This is a genomic window from Nocardia sp. NPDC050378 (genome assembly GCF_040655675.1).
Taxonomy (GTDB): Bacteria; Actinomycetota; Actinomycetes; order Mycobacteriales; family Mycobacteriaceae; genus Nocardia; species Nocardia coubleae.
Genome location: NZ_JBFAKI010000004.1, coordinates 274,937 through 293,148 on the forward strand (window position 1 = coordinate 274,937; position 18,212 = coordinate 293,148).

Genomic DNA, 18,212 nt, shown 5'->3' on the forward strand with positions numbered 1-18,212 from the left:
TAGAGCGTGGTGTGCCCCTGATGATGCCGCACCCCACCGACAAGTTCCGGCCGAGGCCGTGGGCCGACCCCCAAAACCCGCCCCCGGAGCGGATTCTGGGGGCCGAGGACCTCAGCCGCGGGTGGCGTTGCCGTGGATGCTCGGACGGATGTTGGCGCGCACGGCGGCCACATCGGGGTAGCCGTTGACGGCAAGCAGCAGGTCGGCCTCGGCGGCGTAGGCCCGCAGCAGATGCACCAGACCGCGTACCCCGCCAAGGGCCAGCGCGTAGACGTAGGGCCTGCCGATACCGACCATCGTCGCACCGAGTCCGAGCGCCTTCACCACGTCGGCTCCCGAACGCACACCGGAGTCGAACAGCACCGGCACCCGGCCGTCACAGGCGGCGGCGACCTCGGGCAGGGTTTCCAGCGCACTCAGCCCGCCGTTGGCCTGGCGCCCACCGTGATTGGAGCAGTAGATGCCGTCGGCGCCGAGGTCGATGGCCCGGCGCGCGTCGTCGGGATGCGAGATGCCCTTGAGGATCAGCGGCAGGTCGGTGAGCGAGCGCAGCCAGGTGAGGTCGTCCCAGGTCAGCGAGTGACCGAAGGTCGAAACCCAGTGCAGCACAATCATCTTCGGGTCGTCGGAACCGACAATTGCCTGGAACACCGGGTCGCTGGTGTAGTTCTTCAGCACATGCCCACGCAGCTGCGGGAAGTTGCCGCTGGACAGGTCACGGGGGCGCCAGCCGGGCACCCAGGTGTCGAGGGTGACGGTGATGCCCGCGTACCCCGCGGCTTCGGCGCGGTGCACGAGGCTTTCCGCGAGTTCGCGATTCTTGGGTGTGTAGAGCTGGAAGAACGACGGGGTGTCACCCGCGTGTGGGCGAACCTCTTCCAGGGGGTCTTCCATCAGCGTCGAATACATCGCGGGCACACCGGTTTCCGCCGACGCCTTGGCGAGCGCGATGTCACCGTGTCCCTGTTCACCGACCAGACCGATCACCCCGACCGGCGCCAGGAACAACGGACTGGCGAAGGTGTGCCCGAACGCGCTGACGGTGAGGTCGCGTTCGGTCGCGCCGACCAGCATGCGCGGCAGCAGCCCCCAGTCGGCGAAGGCTTCGGCGTTACGGCGCTGGGTGAGCTCGTCACCGGCACCCCCGGCGATGTAATGCAGCAGCGTATCGGGCAGGGCGGCGGTGGCTTTACGCTCGAGAGTGGCGTAGTCCATGGGGAATTCGGGCAGAACACCCCCGAGCGCGGTGAGATAGATCTCGTTCTGATAGTCGGCGAACTGACTCATCGCTGAACTTTCGCACGCGACCCGCCCTCGCGCGCCGCCGGGGCCATGTAAGGTGCGTCATACTCCAACGTAGGCAGCACCTACCCCCAGCAGCGCGTTCCGAGATTGTGAGTGCCCCTGTCGTGACCGTCGTCGAACACTCGGCCGCTCCCGCCGATCCGGATGTAGCACTGGCCAAGCGCATCAACTGCGACCGCGTGCGCCACCTGACCCGGCTCGCCCTCGGCCTGTCCCAGGATTCGATGGATCTGCTCACCTCTGTCACCGATCGACTACGCGCCGCCGAAGGTGCGTTACGCGATCCGCTCACCAGCGACCTCGGCTTCGACTGACCCTCCCCTCTTGATCCGAGCGCCCGACGCTCGACCATTCCGGCTCCCGCGCCGTAGAGCGCGCAGCCGTGCGCAGGCCCCGTCGCTTGGCCCCCATCCTGGCCCCGACTGTGCGGCCGCCTCCTGTTCTGCCCGCGTTATGCGGATGTCTGTCTCGCCCGGCTGCCGCGGCATCGTCATGCCCATCGGCAACGATTGTGACTCGGCTCACCAAGAATCGTTGACAAAGCCACACAACTGGGCATAAAACAACATGAGTACACATTCACGAACCGGAGGAACCATGTACGCCGAGGAACGGCAGCAGGCCATCGCGACCCTGGTCGGGCAGCACGGTCGCGTCTCCGTCGCCGAACTCGCCGACAAATACGGGGTGACCACCGAAACCGTCCGCCGCGACCTGGCCGTCCTCGACCGGCTCGGCCTGATCCGGCGAGTGCACGGCGGAGCGGTCGGGGCGGGCGCGCTCACCACCATCGAGCTGGGCACCGTCGAACGCGACAGCACCCGCGCCGCCGAGAAGGACCGCATCGCCGAACTCGCCCAGCGCTACCTGCCCGCGGTCGGTGGCAGCGTGCTGTTCGACGCGGGCACGACGACCTCGCGGGTCGCGGCCGCCCTTCCGGTCGATCTGGATCTGGTCGCCGTCACCAACTCGCTGCCCGTCGCCACGCGCCTCACCGGGTACGCCGGGGTGCGGACGCATCTGCTCGGTGGGCGCGTGCGCGGCGTCACCCAGGCCGCCGTCGGGGCCGAAACCCTGCGCGTGCTCGGCGAATTGCGCGTCGACGTCGCGTTTCTCGGCACCAACGCGCTCACCGTTCGGCACGGGCTGTCCACCCCCGATCCGGAGGAGGCCGCCGTGAAGCGGGCCATGATCGCGGCCGCCGACCGTGTGGTCGTCGTCGCCGACGCCTCCAAGATCGGCCGCGAGGACTTCGTGAGCTTCGGTACCACCGCCGATATCGACGTGCTGGTCACCGACACCGACATACCGTCCGCCGCACACGACAAACTGCTCGCCGAGGGAATCGAAGTGGTGCTCGCATGATCGTCACACTGACCGCGAACCCGAGTGTCGACCGAACGGTGACCCTCACCGAACCGCTGCGCCGAGGGCAGGTGCACCGCGCGGCGAATGTCACCTCCCAGCCCGGCGGCAAGGGCGTCAACGTGGCACGTGTGCTCACCTCGGGCGGGGTGTCCGCGCTCGCCGTCCTGCCGGGCACCGAGGACGACCCGGTGGTGAGCGGATTGCGCGGCGCGGGCATCGCGTTCCGTGCCGTGCCGACCGTCGGCGCCCCACGGACCAATCTCACGATCGCCGAAATCGACGGCACCACAACGAAGATCAACGAACCCGGGCATCCGCTGCGAGCGCCGGAACTCGACGCGCTCGCCGGCGCGCTGGCAGAAGCAGCCGTGGGCGCTTCGTGGGTCGTGCTGTCCGGTTCGTTGCCGCCCGGTGTGCCCGTGGATTGGTACGCGCGGCTCGTGGGTGAGCTGTCCGCCACGGGATCGGCCAGGATCGCGGTCGACACCTCCGAGGCGCCCTTGCTCGCCCTGTTCGACGAACCCGGCTCTGCCGCACCGGATCTCATCAAACCGAACAACGAGGAACTTGCCCAGCTCACGGGGCTCGACGCTGTCGATCTCGAGAGTCCCACGGCCGCGGCGCAGGCCGCCACGTCACTGATCGAGCACGGTGTCGGTGCCGTGCTCGCCACCCTCGGCGCGGCGGGAGCGGTGCTGGTCACCGCCGAGGGCGCCTGGTTCGCCGGTGCGCCGCCGATCGTCGCGCGCAGCACGGTCGGTGCGGGCGATTCCGCGCTGGCCGGGTACCTGCTCGCCGATCTGGCGGGCCTCGACCCGGCCGATCGGCTGCGCGCCGCCGTCGCCTACGGCAGCGCCGCCACCGCGCTGCCAGGTACGGAACTGCCGGGCCCGGCCGACATCCTGCTCGAAGCCGTCATGGCCCACCCGCTCCCGGACGCGCTGCCGAAGGCGCTGGGCGACACCGCGACCAGCTGACCCGTTCGATCCCGCTCCACCCGACACCGGAAAGACACGACGATGGCCGATTCGATCATCACCCAAGACCTGGTCACGCTCGACGCCGACTTCGGCGCCGACAAGCAATCGGTCATCACGGCACTGGCCGCCACGCTGGCCGCGCAAGGGCGGGCGACCGACGCGGGCGCCGTCAGCGAAGCCGCGCTGAACCGGGAGGCCCGATCGGCGACCGGATTACCCGGCGGCATCGCCATCCCGCACTGCCGGGCCGCTGCCGTCACCGCGCCCTCGCTCGCCTTCGCCCGTCTCTCTCCCGGCGTCGACTTCGGTGCACCCGACGGACCGGCCGACCTGGTGTTCCTCATCGCCGCCCCCGAAGGAGCGGGCACCGACCACATGAAGCTGCTGTCTTCCCTGGCCCGGGCGCTGGTCCGCCCTGCCTTCGTCAACGACCTTCGCTCGGCCGCCACGCCCGCCGAGGTCGTCGCGTTGGTCGACGGGGTGATCAATCCCGCGCCTGCGTCCAGCGCTCCCACGGCCACGGGCGCGAGCGTTTCGGCAGCGGGAGCGACCGATGCGGGAGCGACATCCGCGTCCGGTGGGGATGCTGCTGACTCATCCGATGCCGCTGGTCATGCGGCATCGAGCGGTGACGCCGGTACCCCAGCTGACGCGACCGACCTGAGTAAATCGGCAACGGGTGGTGCGGCGGGTGCCGACGGCACGACTCGTCGAGGCGACGCGAGTGAGACCGCCGCCGCGGGAACACCTACGAGGATCGTGGCGGTCACGGCCTGCCCGACCGGCATCGCCCACACCTATATGGCCGCCGATTCCCTCGCCGCCGCCGCGGAGCGGGCAGGCGTCGACCTCAGGGTCGAAACGCAGGGATCCAGCGGCGGGAACAAACTCGATCCGGGAACCATCACCGGCGCCGACGCGGTCATCTTCGCCACCGATGTTGGCGTGAAGGATCGGAGCCGGTTCGCGGGGAAACCGGTCATCGAGTCCGGCGTGAAGCGGGCCATCAACGAACCGGACACCATGATCGCCGAGGCGGTCGCGGCCGCACGAACACCCGGCGCCGCCACGGTCGGCGGGGCAGCACCCGCGACGGGTGAGCAGGCGGCCAAGGGCATCGGGTGGGGTACGCGGCTGCGGCAGATCCTGCTGACCGGCGTGAGCTACATGATCCCGTTCGTCGCGGCGGGCGGTCTGCTGATCGCGTTGAGTTTCCTGCTCGGCGGTTACGAGATTTCCGGCAGCGCGAAGGACATCGTGCTGAACAATTCGCTCACCGACCTGCCCGCCGGCGGTCCGGCCACCTATTTCGCCGCCGTGCTCAACCAGATCGGTGTGCTCGCGTTCGGCTTCCTCGTTCCGGCGCTGGCCGGGTACATCGCCTTCGCCATCGCCGACCGGCCGGGTCTGGCGCCGGGTTTCACGGCGGGCGCGATCGCCCTCGTCGTCGGCGCGGGCTTCCTCGGCGGCCTCGTCGGCGGTCTGATCGGTGGTTTCGCGGCGCTGTGGGTGAGCAAACTGCCCGTCCCGACGTGGGCGCGCGGACTGATGCCCGTGGTGGTGATTCCGCTGTTGGCGTCGCTGATCGTCGGTGTGCTGATGTTCGTGCTGCTCGGCAAGCCGCTGGCGGCGGTCACCGACGCGCTCACCGACTGGCTCGGTGGTCTCTCGGGTAGTTCGGCGATCGCGCTCGGGGTGATCCTCGGTGTGATGATGTGCTTCGACCTCGGCGGGCCGGTGAACAAGGCGGCTTACTCGTTCGCCGCCGCGGGCCTGTCGGTCACCGACAACACCACCTTGCGGATCATGGCCGCGGTGATGGCGGCGGGCATGGTCCCGCCGCTCGCGATGGCGCTGTCGACCACGCTGCGACCCTGGCTCTACACCGAGGCCGAGCGGGAGAACGGCAAGGCGGCCTGGCTGCTCGGCGCCTCGTTCATCTCCGAGGGCGCCATCCCGTTCGCCGCGGCCGACCCGCTGCGAGTGCTGCCGTCGATGATGGTCGGCGGCGCGGTGACCGGTGGCATGGTGATGGCCACCGAGGTCACCTCGAGCGCACCGCACGGCGGGATCTTCGTGTTCTTCGCCATCGGCCACGTGCTGTGGTTCATCGTGTCGGTGCTGGCGGGCACAGTCGTCGGCGCCGCCTGCGTCACCCTCGCCAAGGAGTTCACCGGCAAGAAGTCACCCGCTCTGGCCACCACGTAAGTCCCCCTCGCACAACGTCACCTCGCACAACAAGGAGAAACCCATGCCAAGCACCACCGTCACCGTCGGTTCCTCGGTCGGCCTGCACGCGCGCCCCGCCGCCCTGATCGCGGAGGCGGTGGGCGCGGCGGGTGTGCCCGTCACCATCGCGCTCACCGGCGGCGATCCGGTCGATGCCGGGTCGGCGCTGATGATCATGACCCTCGGCGCGGGTCAGGGCGCGGAGGTAATCATCAGCTCCGACGATCAGCCGACGCTCGACAAGATCGCGGAACTGGTGGCCAGCGACCTCGACGCCTGACCACACGCCCTACCGCCGACGGCGCCGGCTCCCACCAGGGGCGGCGCCGTCGGCTTGTGCCGCACGGCCACGGTCAGGGGCACTCCCGCGGCGCCGGTGTCCCGGCCAGCCGGGCATCCATCCACTCCATCGCACCGGGCCAGCCGGCCATCATCCCGAGACTGTGTTCGGTGGGCAACGACCGGAAGACCACCCGCGTATCGCGGGCACAGTGCCGCCTGGCGACGGCGAGGCCCTGCTCCGGTGGTACGCCGAAATCGAATTGCCCGTGATAGATGTACAGCGGCGCGTCGGCGGTGCGGCCGCTCAGGTCGGTGCGGGTGAAGATCTCCCGGATCGTGTCGGAGGCGAGCGGGTTCGGTGGTGACATCCCGACGTCCACCGGCAGGCCGAGCAGACCGAGCGGGCCGTTGCTGTCACCGCAGAGGTCGCGGATCGGCGAGGTCGCCACCCACTGACCGAGATGGTTCAACTGGGCGAGCAGGGCGGGGTGTTCGCGGGCGACGGCGAAGCCCGCGGCCATCAGGATTCCGGAGGCGAAGCTGCCGTTGAAGCGGGCGGCGATGGCGGGATAGTCGCTGATCAGCCCGCCCATGGCGACGCCGGCGAGCGCGTCGCCGAGTTCGGGTGCGTAGTCGGGTTGCAGCACGGCCGCGCCGTAGGCGGCGATCGCGCCGCCGGAGTACCCACCGACCGCGAACCGGCTGTCGCCGAATACCTCGGGGCGCACCGCACGCACCGCGCGGATCGCGTCGAGCACCGCGTGCCCGGCGACCGTCGGCTCCGCGTATGCCATCAACGGTCCCTCGTGATCGGGCACGAGCACCGCATGACCCCGGTTCAGCGCCCAGGCCATCGTCGGTGGGAAGAGGTCGCCCATGTTGAATTTCGGGTGGGCACCGTGCGCGAGCCCGTATCCCGGGGTGCAGGACGCGCCGAGCGAGTTGATCGGCAGTGCGTTGACCACCACCTGTCTGGTCGTTCCGGACGGGGGTGCGGCAGCGGGAATGAGCAGGGTCGCGGTCGCGAAGGACGGCGCGCCGCGTGAGTCGGTCGTGCGGAACTTCAGCAGCACGGCCTGCTGGATCGGCACGACCGCGAACGGCGCCGCCGTGGCCGTCACATCGCGTTGTTCGATGATCTCCCCCGGGCGCAGGTCCGCGAGGTCGGCGGGCCAGGCGTCGAACAGGGGGTCGCCGGTCGGGGTGGCGCGGGTGGCTTGCCACAGGGCGGCGACGTCGGCGGGCAGGTCCTTGACCAGTTGTGTGGACGCCGCGGGCAGCGAGGGGGCGGGCAGAACATCGTCGACCAGCGACGGCCCTGCCCAGGCCGGGGTTGCCGTGATCGCCGCCGCGACGACGAGCGCGGTGATCGCGCAGGTTCGCAAACTACCGGGCCGCGACATGTGGTCCCTCCCCAGGAGCATCCGCCGGATCGTGAGGGCGGTTGGCCCCACGCGGCCATCGAGGCCGTCTCGAACGTATGCCGGAGGATCTCGGGGCAACACGGTGTCGGCGGCGTCCTTGGACATGTCACCGACGGTGAACAGTGGGAACGGTGACCGTCAACAGGATCGGGAGACTCGGCCGCACGACGCCTGGGCAAAAAAGAAGACGGTCCCGACCTGGTGGTCGGGACCGTCTTCGTTTGTAGCGGGGACAGGATTTGAACCTGCGACCTCTGGGTTATGAGCCCAGCGAGCTACCGAGCTGCTCCACCCCGCGTCGGTGAATACAACATTACACACGGGTTAGCGTAGATGCCAAATCGTCAGGTCAGGCGGGTTTTTCGCGGTTGCGGAGCGATCTTCACGGACGCGGGGTCGTCGACGGAGCGCTCAATTGTGATGACCATCACCAGGATCCGGATAAACCCGGAGCGCACGTTCGGATCAGTGACCGAGGTCACTATTTCGTGGTGATCTCGGGCACATAACGGTGCGATTACAAACCGTTCGGCACTTATGTATTCCCGCCGGATACACCGCCTAAACATCGAAAAGACGACTGTTCCAATCACACAATGGGTCCGTTATCAAGATGTGATCGGCGCGCAATTCTTGGTTAGCGTCTCCCCCATGACTGAAACCCGGAAATTCCGCACCCGTGCCCTCGGCGTCGCCGCCGTCACCGGCGCCCTGGTTGCCGTTCCGTTCAGCCTCGCCACCGGCACCGCCTCCGCCGCCGCCCACAACTGGGACGGCGTCGCCCAGTGCGAGAGCGGCGGCAACTGGGGCATCAACACCGGCAACGGTTACTACGGTGGCCTGCAGTTCTCGCAGAGCACCTGGGCTGCCAACGGCGGACAGGGCTCGGCCCACACCGCGAGCAAGGAAGAGCAGATCCGCGTCGCGGAGAACGTGCTCGCCACCCAGGGTGTCGGTGCGTGGCCGCACTGCGGCAAGTACCTGCAGGCCGCCGAGCCCGAGCCCATCCCGGCCCCGATCGAAGAGCCTGCCGTCGAGCTGCCGGTCGAGCTGCCCGCCGAGGCCCCCAGCGCGGTGCGCGCCGCCGTCGACCAGGCGACCACCGCGGGCCGCGCCCTGGCCGAGCAGTACGGTGTCGCCGGTCAGTACCAGGACCTGCTCAACGCCAACGTCCCGCTGATCGCACAGATCGCCGGCTGATCCACTCGTTTCCCCCTGCAGCAAGAAGGCCCCGCCGATTCCGGCGGGGCCTTCTTGTGTCGCGAACCGTTACCGGCCGCCCGCGTCCTGGTAGTCCTGCACGGCCTTGTCCAGTTCCTCGAGCGCCTTACCGAAATCGGCGAAGTTGCCCGTGCGCATCGCGGTGCGCACCGCCTCGATCTTGCGGCTCAGCTCGGCCGCGGCGGCTTCCTGAGTCGGCGTCGACGGGGTGCCCGTCGCGGGCGGCGGGGGAACGACGCCGCCGGCGGGCGGAGTCGAGCCCTGGTCGACCGGCGGGGTCGCCCCCGGTTTCGGCTTCACCGACGGGTCACCGCCGAACGGTGTCGCCAGCGAACCGGCGCCCGGGATCACCTGATTGAGCGCGTCGGCCAGGGTCGCCGCGTAACCCACCTTCACACCGCCACCGGAGTCGCGGTAGCTCACCAGCACGCGCAGCAGCTGCGGGAACGTCGACGAACCGGTGTTGCGTTCGTTGTAGAACGGCTCCACGTACAGGATGCCGCCGTCGGCCACCGGCAGGGTGAGCAGATTGCCGTAGCGGATCTTGTTCGAGTTCGACAGCAGCGTCTTCTCCCGTGACACCGCGTCGGCGGTGGTCATCGAGTTCTGCGTCTGCTGCGGGCCCTGCGTCTGCGTCTCGCCGGGCAGCTGCAGCACCGTGAACTTGCCGTAGCCCTCCGGATCGGAGCGCACCGAGATGTAGGCCGACAGGTACTCGCGGTTGTAGCCGACCATCGACGAGGTCAGGTTGAACACCGGCTTGTTCGTCTTCGGATCACCGAGCAGCACGTAGTACGGCGGCTGGTTGAAGGTGCCGCCCTCGATCGTCGGATCGCTCGGCACCGACCAGAAGGCGTTGTTGGTGAAGAACTCGCGCGGGTTGTCCACGTGGTACTTGGTGAGCATCTCCCGCTGCACCTTGAACAGGTCTTCCGGGTAGCGGAAGTGGGCGCGCAGTTCCGCCGAGATCTCGCTCTCGGGCTTCACCGCATCCGGGAAGACGCCCTGCCAGGCGTTGAGCACCGGGTCGTTGGTGTCGGTCTCGTACAGGGTGACGGTGCCGTCGTAGGCGTCGACGGTGGCCTTCACCGAGTTGCGGATGTAGCTGACCTCCTTGCGCGGGATGGCCCGGCCGGTCTTCTTGTCGATGCTGTCCTCGACGGCGCCGTCGAGCGAGGTCGACTGCGCGTAGGGGTACTTGTCGAGGGTGGTGTAGGCATCCACGATCCACACGATGCGCTCACCGACGACCGCCGGGTAGGCGTTGCCGTCGGTGGTCAACCACGGCGCCACCTTCTGCACCCGATCGCGCGGCGACCGATTGAACAGGATCTTGGAGTCGTCGCTGATCGCCGAGGAGAACAGGATGTTGCGCTCGGCGTACTTGGCGGCGAAGGCCAACCGGTTGAACCAGTTGCCCACCGGCACGCCGCCGCTGCCGTCGTAGGTGAATTGCGCGGTGTCGGAATCGTATTCGCGCGGCGCCTCACCCTCGGCGCTACCCACGATGGCGTAATCGGGGTCGGTCTGGGAGATCAGCTCGCCGAAGTAGATGCGCGGCTGGTCGACCTTGATCTGCTGCTTGTCCTTCTCGGTGAACAGGTCGCTCACCGTGAACAGCGGATACCCCGAGTCGCTGCCGCCCGATGCGCTCTGCGCGTCCGACTGCGGCTTGTTCACGCGGTTGGCGGGCGCGGCGACGAAGCCGTTGCCGTGGGTGTAGACGGTGTGCTGGTTGATCCAGTCCTTCTGGTTACCCGACAGTGCCGCCGGATGCAGCTCGCGCGCGGCGACGATGTAGTCCTGGAGCTCGCCGTTGACGTTGTAGCGGTCGATGTCGAGCGACTCCGGGAAGCCGTAGAAGTTCTTGCGCTGCTGCAGCTGGGTGAACGTGGGCGAGAGGATGTTCGGGTCGAGCAGCCGGGCATTGCCGATGGTCGCCGCGTCGGCGGGGACCTCGAGCGGGCTCTTGGTGCTCACACCCTGGTAGTCGCGATACTCGACCTTGTCGTCGGTGATGCCGTAGGCCTCGCGCGTGGCCTGGATATTGCGCTCGATGTACTGGCTTTCCTTCTCGGCGGCATTGGGTCGCACCGAGAACTGCTCCACGACCATCGGCCACACCGCCCCGACCAGGATCGAGGAGAGCACGAGCAGCGCCGCTGCCATCGCGGGCACCCGCAGATCACGCAGCACGATGCCGGCGAAGAAGGCGATCGCGCAGATCACCGCGATGGACAGCAGGATGAGCTTGGCGGGCAGTACCGCGTTGATGTCGGTGAACGACGGACCGCTGAAGGTGGGTTCCTTGCGTGTGCTCGACAGCAGGTCGTACCGGTCGAACCAGTACGCCACGGCCTTGAGCAGCACGAAGATGCCGGCGATCACGGCCAGCTGCACCCGCGCGGCACGGGTGAGCGCGCCCTCGCGTCCGGCCAGGCGCAGCCCGCCGAACACGTAGTGGGTCACCAGGTTCGCGAAGAACGCGATGACCACGGCGACGAACAGCCAGTTCAGCACCATCCGGTAGAACGGCAGGTCGAAGGTGTAGAACCCGATGTCGAGGTGGAACTGCGGGTCCTGCTGACCGAAGTCGCCGCCGTGCAGGAACAGCTGCACCGTCGCCCAATTCGACTGCGCCACCAGGCCCGACAGCAGGCCGAGCAGCACCGGGATGCCGATGCCGAACCAGCGCAGCCGCGCCATCACGGTGGTGCGGTAGCGCGCGATCGGATCGTTGGGCCCGGCGACCGGCACGAACACCGGACGCGAACGATAGGCGAGCAGCAGCGCCGCCCACACCACGAGCCCGACGAACAAGCCGATCACGACGAACAGGATGAATCTGGTGCGCAACACGCCCAGATACACACTGCGATAACCGACCTCGCCGAACCACAACCAGTTGGTATAGGCGTCGGTGAGGCGGGGCCCGAGCAGCAGCAGCGCCGCGAGGACGACAGCCGTCACCAGCAGCACACGGCTGCGTCGGGACAACGAAGGTAAGCCGGTGGGGGGCCGCATGCCCACGGTGCCACTCTCCATGCTCCGGCGGTTCCGCGACCGATTCCGGGGCGCGGACACCGCAGTCCGATGTTGCGGGTGATCCTGTTCGGGATCGTTGGCGCCCACTCTACGGAAATCGGACACCGTGCAAGCGGCAGGGCCGAAAATGATTGGATGGTCGCGTGACCGATGACGAGCACGCCGAAGTTCTCCTCGCCCGCTGTGTGCGCGAGGTCGTCGAGTTCGCCGACGCCGAGGGCTGGGGCAATCCGCCGCAGATGTTCGCGTTGGTGCCGACCGCCGACCTGGCCGCGGCCGAACCGGACCTGCAGGATCAGCTCGACGACGGCAGCGAACTGACACCCGTGGCCCAGGAAGCCTTCCCCGACGACATCACCGGCGGTTCGATGGCGCTCGACGAATTCCTGGCCACCACCACCTGGCCGCCCGCGGTCGAGGGTTGCGTGCTCGTCCAGGAGATCGTGGTGCTGCCGCCGGACGCGGAGAGCGATCTGGACGAGGCGCTCGTTCCGCTGCTCGCCGACGACGAAGCCGCCGACGCGGCCGGGCGCGCCGCCGCCCATGCCCACCCGGGCCGCCGCGATGCCCGCCTCATCGCGGGCGTGTTGCGCCAGGGCGCGTCGCTGTGCCTACTGCAGATCCGCCCCGAGGACGACGACGGGTTCGGTGACCTCGATCTGCGCACCTACCCGAACCTGGCACCGGGCCTCGTCGAGGCCCTGCACCACACTCTCGAGTGATCGACCGCGGCGCAGGCCGCCGTGTCAACTGCAGCTGAGGGGTTCGCGGCCCGCTTCGATGTCGGACAGGGCGGTGATCGCGGTGTCGAGGGTGTCGACCTTCACCAGTCGCAGCCCCTCCGGGACGCGCTGAGCTGCCTCGTTGCAGTTGGCGGCGGGCACGAGAAATGTTTCGGCGCCCGCCTCACGCGCGGCGATCATCTTGTACTGGATGCCGCCGATCGGACCGACCTTGCCGTCCTGGTCGATGGTTCCGGTACCCGCGACGAACTTGCCGCCGTTGAGTTCGCCGGGTGAGAGCTTGTCGATCAGGGCGAGGCTGAACATGAGCCCGGCCGAGGGACCGCCGATATCGGCGAGGTTGAACTCCACCTTCAGCGGCGGGCGCCCACCCTCGCCGAGGCCGATACCCAGGTAGCCCTTGCTGCTGTCGTCGGGGCGGGCGGCGAGGGTGATCGGGGTGGTCTGCTCGGCGTCGCCACGCCGGTAGACGATGGTGATGACGTCGCCGGGCCGCTTGGTGCCGACCAGATCGATCACTTCCTGGGGCGCGGTGATCGGCTTGCCGTCGATGCTGATGATCTGGTCGTCGGCGGCGAGGATGTCCTTGGCGGGACCCTCCTCCACGACTCCGCGCACCAGGACCACCGTCGGCAGCTTCAGGTGGTGCAGCGCGGCGACCTCGGCGTTGCTCTCGGAGTCCTTGAAGTCCTGCTGGTTGGACTTGTCCACCTCTTCGCGCGACACGCCGGGCGGGTACACCTCGGCGCGCGGGACGAGGCCGTGTTCACCGCTCACCCAGAAGCCGAACGCTTCGAACAGGTTCAGCTCGTCGCGCACCGAAACGGTCGTCATATTGAGCTGACCGGTGGTCGGATCGAGGGGTGCGCCCGTGACGTCGACCACCTGCTTGCCGTCGACCTGGCCGAGGGTGTCGAAGGTCGGGCCGGGGCCGAGTGCGACGAACGGGACGGTGACCACACTGCCGACCACGCCGAGCACGAGGACGGGTACCAGGGCCACGATCAGGGTGAGGATCCGACGATTCACTCCGACCACAGTAGTGATCACCTTCGCCGGGCGACGGCAGTGCCACGCTTTTGCGCCGTCGGCCCTGCCGAGGATTTCGCGATGCGCGAACACCGTGGACCGGCGGGTCCCGCGTAACGTAAGAGGCATGAGCGATCACCCCTTCGGCTTCTCGAACCGCGACGACGACGAGTCCGGTAAGCGTCGCGACGAGGCGAACGGACCCGGCGGATCGGATCCGTTCGGTTTCGGGGCGGGCGGCACGGGCGGATTCGACCCGTCGCAGCTGGGTCAGATGCTGACCCAGCTCGGCCAGATGATCAGCGGCATGAGCCAGGGTGGCGGCCCGGGCGGTGCCCAGTCCGGCCCGGTCAACTACGACGTGGCCAAGCGGCTGGCGCGCCAGCAACTCGGTGCCACCGTCGCGCCGATCGCCGCGAAGACCTCCTCCGCCGTCGCCGACGCGGCGCACCTGGCCGAGCTGTGGCTCGACGGTTCGACCGTCCTTCCGGCGGGTGCGAACAAGACCGTGGCGTGGACGGCCAACGACTGGATCGAGGAGACGCTGCCCACCTGGAAACGCCTGTGCGACCCGGTGGCCGAGCAGATCTCGGGCATGTGGACCGCGCAGTTGCCCGAGGAGGCCAAGCAGTTCGCCGGTCCGATGGTCGGCATGCTCGGTCAGATGGGTGGGCTCGCGTTCGGTTCCCAGCTGGGTCAGGCGCTGGGTCAGCTGGCCAAGGAGGTGCTCACCTCCACCGATATCGGACTGCCCCTCGGACCGGCCGGAACCGCCGCGCTGCTGCCGAGCGCGATCGCCTCGTTCAGCGAGGGACTCGAGCAGCCCGAGAGCGAGATCATGGTGTTCCTCGCCGCGCGTGAGGCCGCCCACCAGCGGCTGTTCGCGCATGTGCCGTGGCTGCGTCAGCAGGTGCTCGGGGCGGTCGAGGCGTACGCGCGCGGCATCAAGATGGACTTCTCCGCGCTGGAGGACGCCGCCCAGAACATCGATCCGATGATGCTCAGCGATCCGTCCAAGCTGGAGGAACTGCTCTCGCAGGGCACCTTCGAACCGCAGACCACACCCGAGCAGAAGGCCGCGCTGGAACGGTTGGAGACGCTGCTGGCGCTGATCGAGGGCTGGGTCGACGTGGTGGTCGCCGATGCGGTCGGCGAGCGGTTGCCCGGTGCGACGGCGTTGTCGGAGACGCTGCGTCGCCGCCGGGCGACCGGCGGGCCCGCCGAGCAGACCTTCGCGACGCTGGTCGGTCTCGAGCTGCGCCCGCGCAAGGTGCGTGAGGCCTCGGCGCTGTGGCGCAGGCTCACCGACGACGCGGGCATGGAGCGTCGCGACGGCGTGTGGGCGCACCCCGACCTGCTGCCCGATTCCACCGATCTCGACTCCCCCGCCGGGTTCATCGACTCCGTGATCGGCGGCGGCACAGGCGCTTTCGACGATCCGCTGGCCCAGCTCGCCGAGACCGAGGCCCGTGAGCGCGACCAGGCGCAGCAGGACGAGAAGAAGTCCGACGACACCGGCGACGACCCGGACTCCGACCACTCGTGACGGTGCGCGACCACCGGCGGTGAGAAACTTTCCGCCGGAGGTCGCGCGACACGGCTTTTCGGCGTGGCGTCGTCTCGAATCGCCGTAACGACGGGCGGAACATTGTCTGTTCACAAGGCGAGATCGCCGAAACGACACGCCCAAAACCTGTGGATAACTTGGCTTTCGAGCCGTGGTCGCAGGTGAGGCGATGCCGATACTTCTGGCATGACGACCACAACACCACTGCGCGGCCCGATGCTGCACCCGAGGGTGACCACCCTGGTCCGGCCCTCGGGCACGGTGCAACTGGGCTGGGACCCCGAACGCGCGCTCGTCCTCGAGACCACCGAGCTCGACACCGGCACGGTGCTCGCCTTCCTCCGGCTGCTCGACGGTCTGCAGTCGCGGCCGCAGATCATCTGGCGTGCCGGAGAATTCGGTATCTCGCCCGATCGCACCGTCGCATTGCTCACCGCGATCGACCGGGCGGGGCTGCTGCTGCAACCCGAGCGCAAACAGGCCAAGATCCGGTCGATCACCGTGCACGGGCTCGGCCCGCTGTCGGACGCGGTGACGATCGGGTTGCGCCGCATGGGTTTCCGACCCTCTCGATCGCGCACGTTCCGCCCCGAGGTGGTGGTCGGTGCCCCTGGTTGCGATCTGGTGGTACTCACCGACGCGCTGATGATCGACCCGCGCCTGTCGGTCGACCTGGTGTTGCGCCGGGTGCCGCACCTGCAGGTGCGGGTGCGCGACGGTATCGGCGTCGTCGGTCCGCTCGTCCTGCCCGGTCAGACCAGCTGCCTGCGGTGTGCCGACCTCACCCGCGCGGGCCTCGACCACGACTGGCCGCACCTGGCGGCGCAACTGCTCGGCCGCACCGGCCACGCCTCCCCCGCCGGCGTGGCGGCGACCACCGCACTGGCGCTCGGCGAGCTGGAAGCCATCGTCGAATGCTCACCGCGACGACGACCCGCGACCCTGGACGCCACCATGGAACTCGACCTCGATTCGCACGAACTGCACCGCAGGCCGTGGCCACCGCACCCGGAGTGCGGCTGCCGGACACTGGCCGGTCATCGTGCGGAAGTGGCCCGATGATCGCCGGTGTGAGCATTCCCATGGCACAGCGGCCGCAGGTTCGGCCATGATGGGTAGCGTGTCCGAGATCGTGCGCCGCAGCTCCAGCCGCAATGCCAAGTTGGCCAAAATTCCGCTCGGCATCGCGGGGCGAGCCGCCGTCGGGTTCGGCAAGAAGCTCGTCGGGGGTGACAAGCAGCAGATCAACGCCGGATTGAACCAGAAGGCCGCCGAGCAGTTGTTCACCGTGCTCGGTGAACTCAAGGGCGGCGCGATGAAGTTCGGCCAGGCCCTGAGCGTGATGGAAGCCGCCGTGCCGGAGGAATTCGGCGAGCACTATCGCGAGGCCCTCACCAAGCTGCAGGCCGCCGCACCGCCGATGCCGATCGAAACGGTGCACCGGGTCCTGGACCAGCAGCTCGGCACCAAGTGGCGGGATCGTTTCCAGTCCTTCGACGACACCCCCGCCGCATCGGCCAGCATCGGCCAGGTGCACCGGGCGGTGTGGTCGGACGGCCGCGCGGTGGCGGTGAAGGTGCAGTACCCCGGTGCCGACGAGGCGCTACGCGCCGACCTGAAGACCCTGTCGCGGATGTCGGGTCTGCTGGCGTCGGTGATCCCCGGCGCGGACGTGAAGCCGCTGCTCGCCGAGATCACCGAACGCACCGAGGAAGAGCTCGACTATCGGATCGAGGCGGCCAATCAGCGCCGCTTCGCCGCCGCCTTCGACGGGCACCCGCACATCGTGGTCCCCAAGGTCGTGGCGGGTGCGCCGAAGGTGATCGTCACCGAATGGCTGGACGGCACACCGGTCTCAGCACTGATCAAGGCGGGCGCCGAGGACCCGGAAGGCACGCGCGCGCAACGCAATCGGATCGCCGAGCTGATGGGCACCTTCCACTTCTCCTCCCCCGAGCTGGCCGGTCTGCTGCACGGCGACCCCCATCCGGGCAACTTCCTCGTACGCCCCGACGGCAAGCTGGCGGTTCTCGACTTCGGTGCCTGCGCGCCGATGCCCGGCGGCTTCCCCCGCATCCTCGGCGAGATGCTGGCGCTGGCTGTCGCCGAGGACCACGAAGCCCTCACCCGGCTGCTCTACGAGCACGGCTGGGTCATTCCGGGTCGCAAGGTCACGCACGAGGAGATCGAGGCCTACCTGCGCCCGTTCAGCGACCCGATCCGCACCGACACCTTCCATTTCACCAGGGCCTGGATGCAGCGGGTCGCGGGCAAGGCATCGGAATTCTCCAGTCCGGAGATGAAAACCGCTCGGGCGCTGCAACTCCCGGCGGAATATGTGATGGTCTTCCGGGTGCTCGGCGGCTCCGTCGGCATCCTCGCCCAGCTCGACGCGGAACTGGGTTTCATGCGGCTGGTCCGCACCTGGGTGCCCGGCTTCCCTGCCGAACAAGCCTCCTAGCCGCACAGAACAAACGAACCGCCCACCGACGCACGGTGAGCGGTTCGCTTGCGGTACAACCCTTCTCCGGGGTTCATGCGGTGTTCATTCGGCATGCTCGGGCGGCCTACGTGGTTACACTGCGCTTCCGCCTCCGGCCGCTGACCGCTCATGCCGAGATCGCGACCTTGCGCGGGCGACCGCGCGGGCGCTTGCGGGCGATCACGACACCCTGGTCGAAGATCTCACCGCCCCAGACACCCCACGGCTCGCCGCGGTCGATGGCCGCCGTCAGGCAGCCCTTACGGATCGGGCAGGAGGCGCACAGCTGCTTGGCCTGCTCGAGATCGGTGGGGCTCTCGGCGAACCACAGATCGGGGTTTCCGGCCCGGCAGGGCAGGGTCTTGGTGGTGACCTCACGGACGCGAGGGGTCTGCGCCACGGTTCGGCATGTCACGTCAGTAGTGGCCGTCGGCCAGTCCTGGGCGGTGAACACGTCGTTCTCCTTCAGCTCGTTGCAGCGGTCGTGGTGTTCGGTGTGCGAACCCGGAGCCTGCGGCTGAGGAGCCGAAAACAATG

15 protein-coding genes and 1 tRNA gene are annotated in these 18,212 nt (G+C 68.6%); 10 read left to right on the forward strand and 6 right to left on the reverse strand.

The genetic code is table 11. The features are described 5' to 3' along the window. Positions 1-111: 111 nt before the first annotated feature. A complete protein-coding gene (locus AB0I35_RS11480) occupies positions 112-1,287 on the reverse strand; it encodes an alpha-hydroxy-acid oxidizing protein (RefSeq protein WP_357395710.1) in 1,176 nt (391 codons plus the stop codon). A gap of 122 nt (positions 1,288-1,409) precedes the next feature. On the opposite strand from AB0I35_RS11480, the gene AB0I35_RS11485 reads away from it, so the two are divergent. The 5 genes from AB0I35_RS11485 to AB0I35_RS11505 all read left to right on the forward strand — a co-directional run bounded on the left by AB0I35_RS11485 (position 1,410) and on the right by AB0I35_RS11505 (position 6,162). Further along, a complete protein-coding gene (locus AB0I35_RS11485) occupies positions 1,410-1,619 on the forward strand; it encodes a hypothetical protein (protein WP_067491607.1) in 210 nt (69 codons plus the stop codon). A gap of 283 nt (positions 1,620-1,902) precedes the next feature. Then, entirely contained in the window at positions 1,903-2,670 is a 768-nt protein-coding gene (locus AB0I35_RS11490) for a DeoR/GlpR family DNA-binding transcription regulator (protein WP_357395937.1), read from the forward strand. Next, positions 2,667-3,650 (forward strand): 1-phosphofructokinase family hexose kinase, encoded by a 984-nt coding sequence (locus AB0I35_RS11495; protein ID WP_357395711.1) that lies wholly within the window; start codon positions 2,667-2,669, stop codon positions 3,648-3,650. The genes AB0I35_RS11490 and AB0I35_RS11495 overlap by 4 nt, the downstream gene beginning before the upstream one ends. A 42-nt stretch (positions 3,651-3,692) precedes the next feature. Continuing rightward, positions 3,693-5,861, forward strand: coding sequence for a fructose-specific PTS transporter subunit EIIC (locus AB0I35_RS11500; protein WP_357395712.1), 2,169 nt, complete (start codon positions 3,693-3,695; stop codon positions 5,859-5,861). A 43-nt stretch (positions 5,862-5,904) separates the two neighbouring features. Then, on the forward strand, positions 5,905-6,162 hold the full coding sequence (locus AB0I35_RS11505; protein WP_357395713.1) for an HPr family phosphocarrier protein: 258 nt from the start codon (positions 5,905-5,907) through the stop codon (positions 6,160-6,162). 73 nt (positions 6,163-6,235) lie between these two features. Here the strand turns inward: AB0I35_RS11505 and AB0I35_RS11510 are convergent, their stop codons facing one another. Both AB0I35_RS11510 and AB0I35_RS11515 read right to left on the reverse strand, forming a co-directional pair. Next, positions 6,236-7,567: a lipase family protein gene (locus AB0I35_RS11510; RefSeq protein ID WP_357395714.1), complete on the reverse strand. Its 1,332-nt coding sequence runs from the start codon at positions 7,565-7,567 to the stop codon at positions 6,236-6,238. 245 nt (positions 7,568-7,812) lie between these two features. Next, positions 7,813-7,886, reverse strand: a tRNA-Met gene (locus tag AB0I35_RS11515). Between the two features lie 353 nt (positions 7,887-8,239). On the opposite strand from AB0I35_RS11515, the gene AB0I35_RS11520 reads away from it, so the two are divergent. Beyond that, on the forward strand, positions 8,240-8,788 hold the full coding sequence (locus AB0I35_RS11520) for a transglycosylase family protein (RefSeq protein WP_357395715.1): 549 nt from the start codon (positions 8,240-8,242) through the stop codon (positions 8,786-8,788). A gap of 69 nt (positions 8,789-8,857) precedes the next feature. Here the strand turns inward: AB0I35_RS11520 and AB0I35_RS11525 are convergent, their stop codons facing one another. After that, a complete protein-coding gene (locus AB0I35_RS11525; RefSeq protein ID WP_357395716.1) occupies positions 8,858-11,839 on the reverse strand; it encodes a UPF0182 family protein in 2,982 nt (993 codons plus the stop codon). Positions 11,840-11,997: 158 nt separating this feature from the next. On the opposite strand from AB0I35_RS11525, the gene AB0I35_RS11530 reads away from it, so the two are divergent. Continuing rightward, positions 11,998-12,576: a PPA1309 family protein gene (locus AB0I35_RS11530; RefSeq protein WP_067491592.1), complete on the forward strand. Its 579-nt coding sequence runs from the start codon at positions 11,998-12,000 to the stop codon at positions 12,574-12,576. A gap of 24 nt (positions 12,577-12,600) precedes the next feature. On the opposite strand, the gene AB0I35_RS11535 is transcribed toward AB0I35_RS11530, so the two are convergent. Next, positions 12,601-13,626 carry a PDZ domain-containing protein gene (locus AB0I35_RS11535; RefSeq protein ID WP_357395718.1) on the reverse strand — a complete coding sequence of 342 codons (1,026 nt, stop codon included), beginning with the start codon at positions 13,624-13,626 and terminating at the stop codon, positions 12,601-12,603. A 127-nt stretch (positions 13,627-13,753) separates the two neighbouring features. Here AB0I35_RS11535 and AB0I35_RS11540 point away from each other — a divergent pair, with 127 nt between their 5' ends. The 3 genes from AB0I35_RS11540 to AB0I35_RS11550 all read left to right on the forward strand — a co-directional run bounded on the left by AB0I35_RS11540 (position 13,754) and on the right by AB0I35_RS11550 (position 17,654). Continuing rightward, positions 13,754-15,172 (forward strand): zinc-dependent metalloprotease, encoded by a 1,419-nt coding sequence (locus tag AB0I35_RS11540; RefSeq protein ID WP_357395719.1) that lies wholly within the window; start codon positions 13,754-13,756, stop codon positions 15,170-15,172. A 207-nt stretch (positions 15,173-15,379) separates the two neighbouring features. After that, on the forward strand, positions 15,380-16,255 hold the full coding sequence (locus tag AB0I35_RS11545) for a TOMM precursor leader peptide-binding protein (RefSeq protein ID WP_357395720.1): 876 nt from the start codon (positions 15,380-15,382) through the stop codon (positions 16,253-16,255). A 46-nt stretch (positions 16,256-16,301) separates the two neighbouring features. Next, positions 16,302-17,654, forward strand: coding sequence for an AarF/UbiB family protein (locus AB0I35_RS11550; RefSeq protein WP_357395721.1), 1,353 nt, complete (start codon positions 16,302-16,304; stop codon positions 17,652-17,654). A gap of 148 nt (positions 17,655-17,802) precedes the next feature. Here AB0I35_RS11550 and AB0I35_RS11555 read toward each other — a convergent pair whose 3' ends face one another. Continuing rightward, a complete protein-coding gene (locus AB0I35_RS11555) occupies positions 17,803-18,129 on the reverse strand; it encodes a WhiB family transcriptional regulator (RefSeq protein WP_281201970.1) in 327 nt (108 codons plus the stop codon). Between the last annotated feature and the right edge of the window lie 83 nt (positions 18,130-18,212).

Coding starts and splice junctions, on each gene's coding strand:
- AB0I35_RS11540 (WP_357395719.1), top strand. CDS start 13,754: ATGAGCGATCACCCCTTCGGCTTCTCGAACCGCGACGACGACGAGTCC.
- AB0I35_RS11500 (WP_357395712.1), top strand. CDS start 3,693: ATGGCCGATTCGATCATCACCCAAGACCTGGTCACGCTCGACGCCGAC.
- AB0I35_RS11505 (WP_357395713.1), top strand. CDS start 5,905: ATGCCAAGCACCACCGTCACCGTCGGTTCCTCGGTCGGCCTGCACGCG.
- AB0I35_RS11545 (WP_357395720.1), top strand. CDS start 15,380: ATGACGACCACAACACCACTGCGCGGCCCGATGCTGCACCCGAGGGTG.
- AB0I35_RS11490 (WP_357395937.1), top strand. CDS start 1,903: ATGTACGCCGAGGAACGGCAGCAGGCCATCGCGACCCTGGTCGGGCAG.
- AB0I35_RS11480 (WP_357395710.1), bottom strand. CDS start 1,287: ATGAGTCAGTTCGCCGACTATCAGAACGAGATCTATCTCACCGCGCTC.
- AB0I35_RS11520 (WP_357395715.1), top strand. CDS start 8,240: ATGACTGAAACCCGGAAATTCCGCACCCGTGCCCTCGGCGTCGCCGCC.
- AB0I35_RS11550 (WP_357395721.1), top strand. CDS start 16,302: ATGATGGGTAGCGTGTCCGAGATCGTGCGCCGCAGCTCCAGCCGCAAT.
- AB0I35_RS11495 (WP_357395711.1), top strand. CDS start 2,667: ATGATCGTCACACTGACCGCGAACCCGAGTGTCGACCGAACGGTGACC.
- AB0I35_RS11510 (WP_357395714.1), bottom strand. CDS start 7,567: ATGTCGCGGCCCGGTAGTTTGCGAACCTGCGCGATCACCGCGCTCGTC.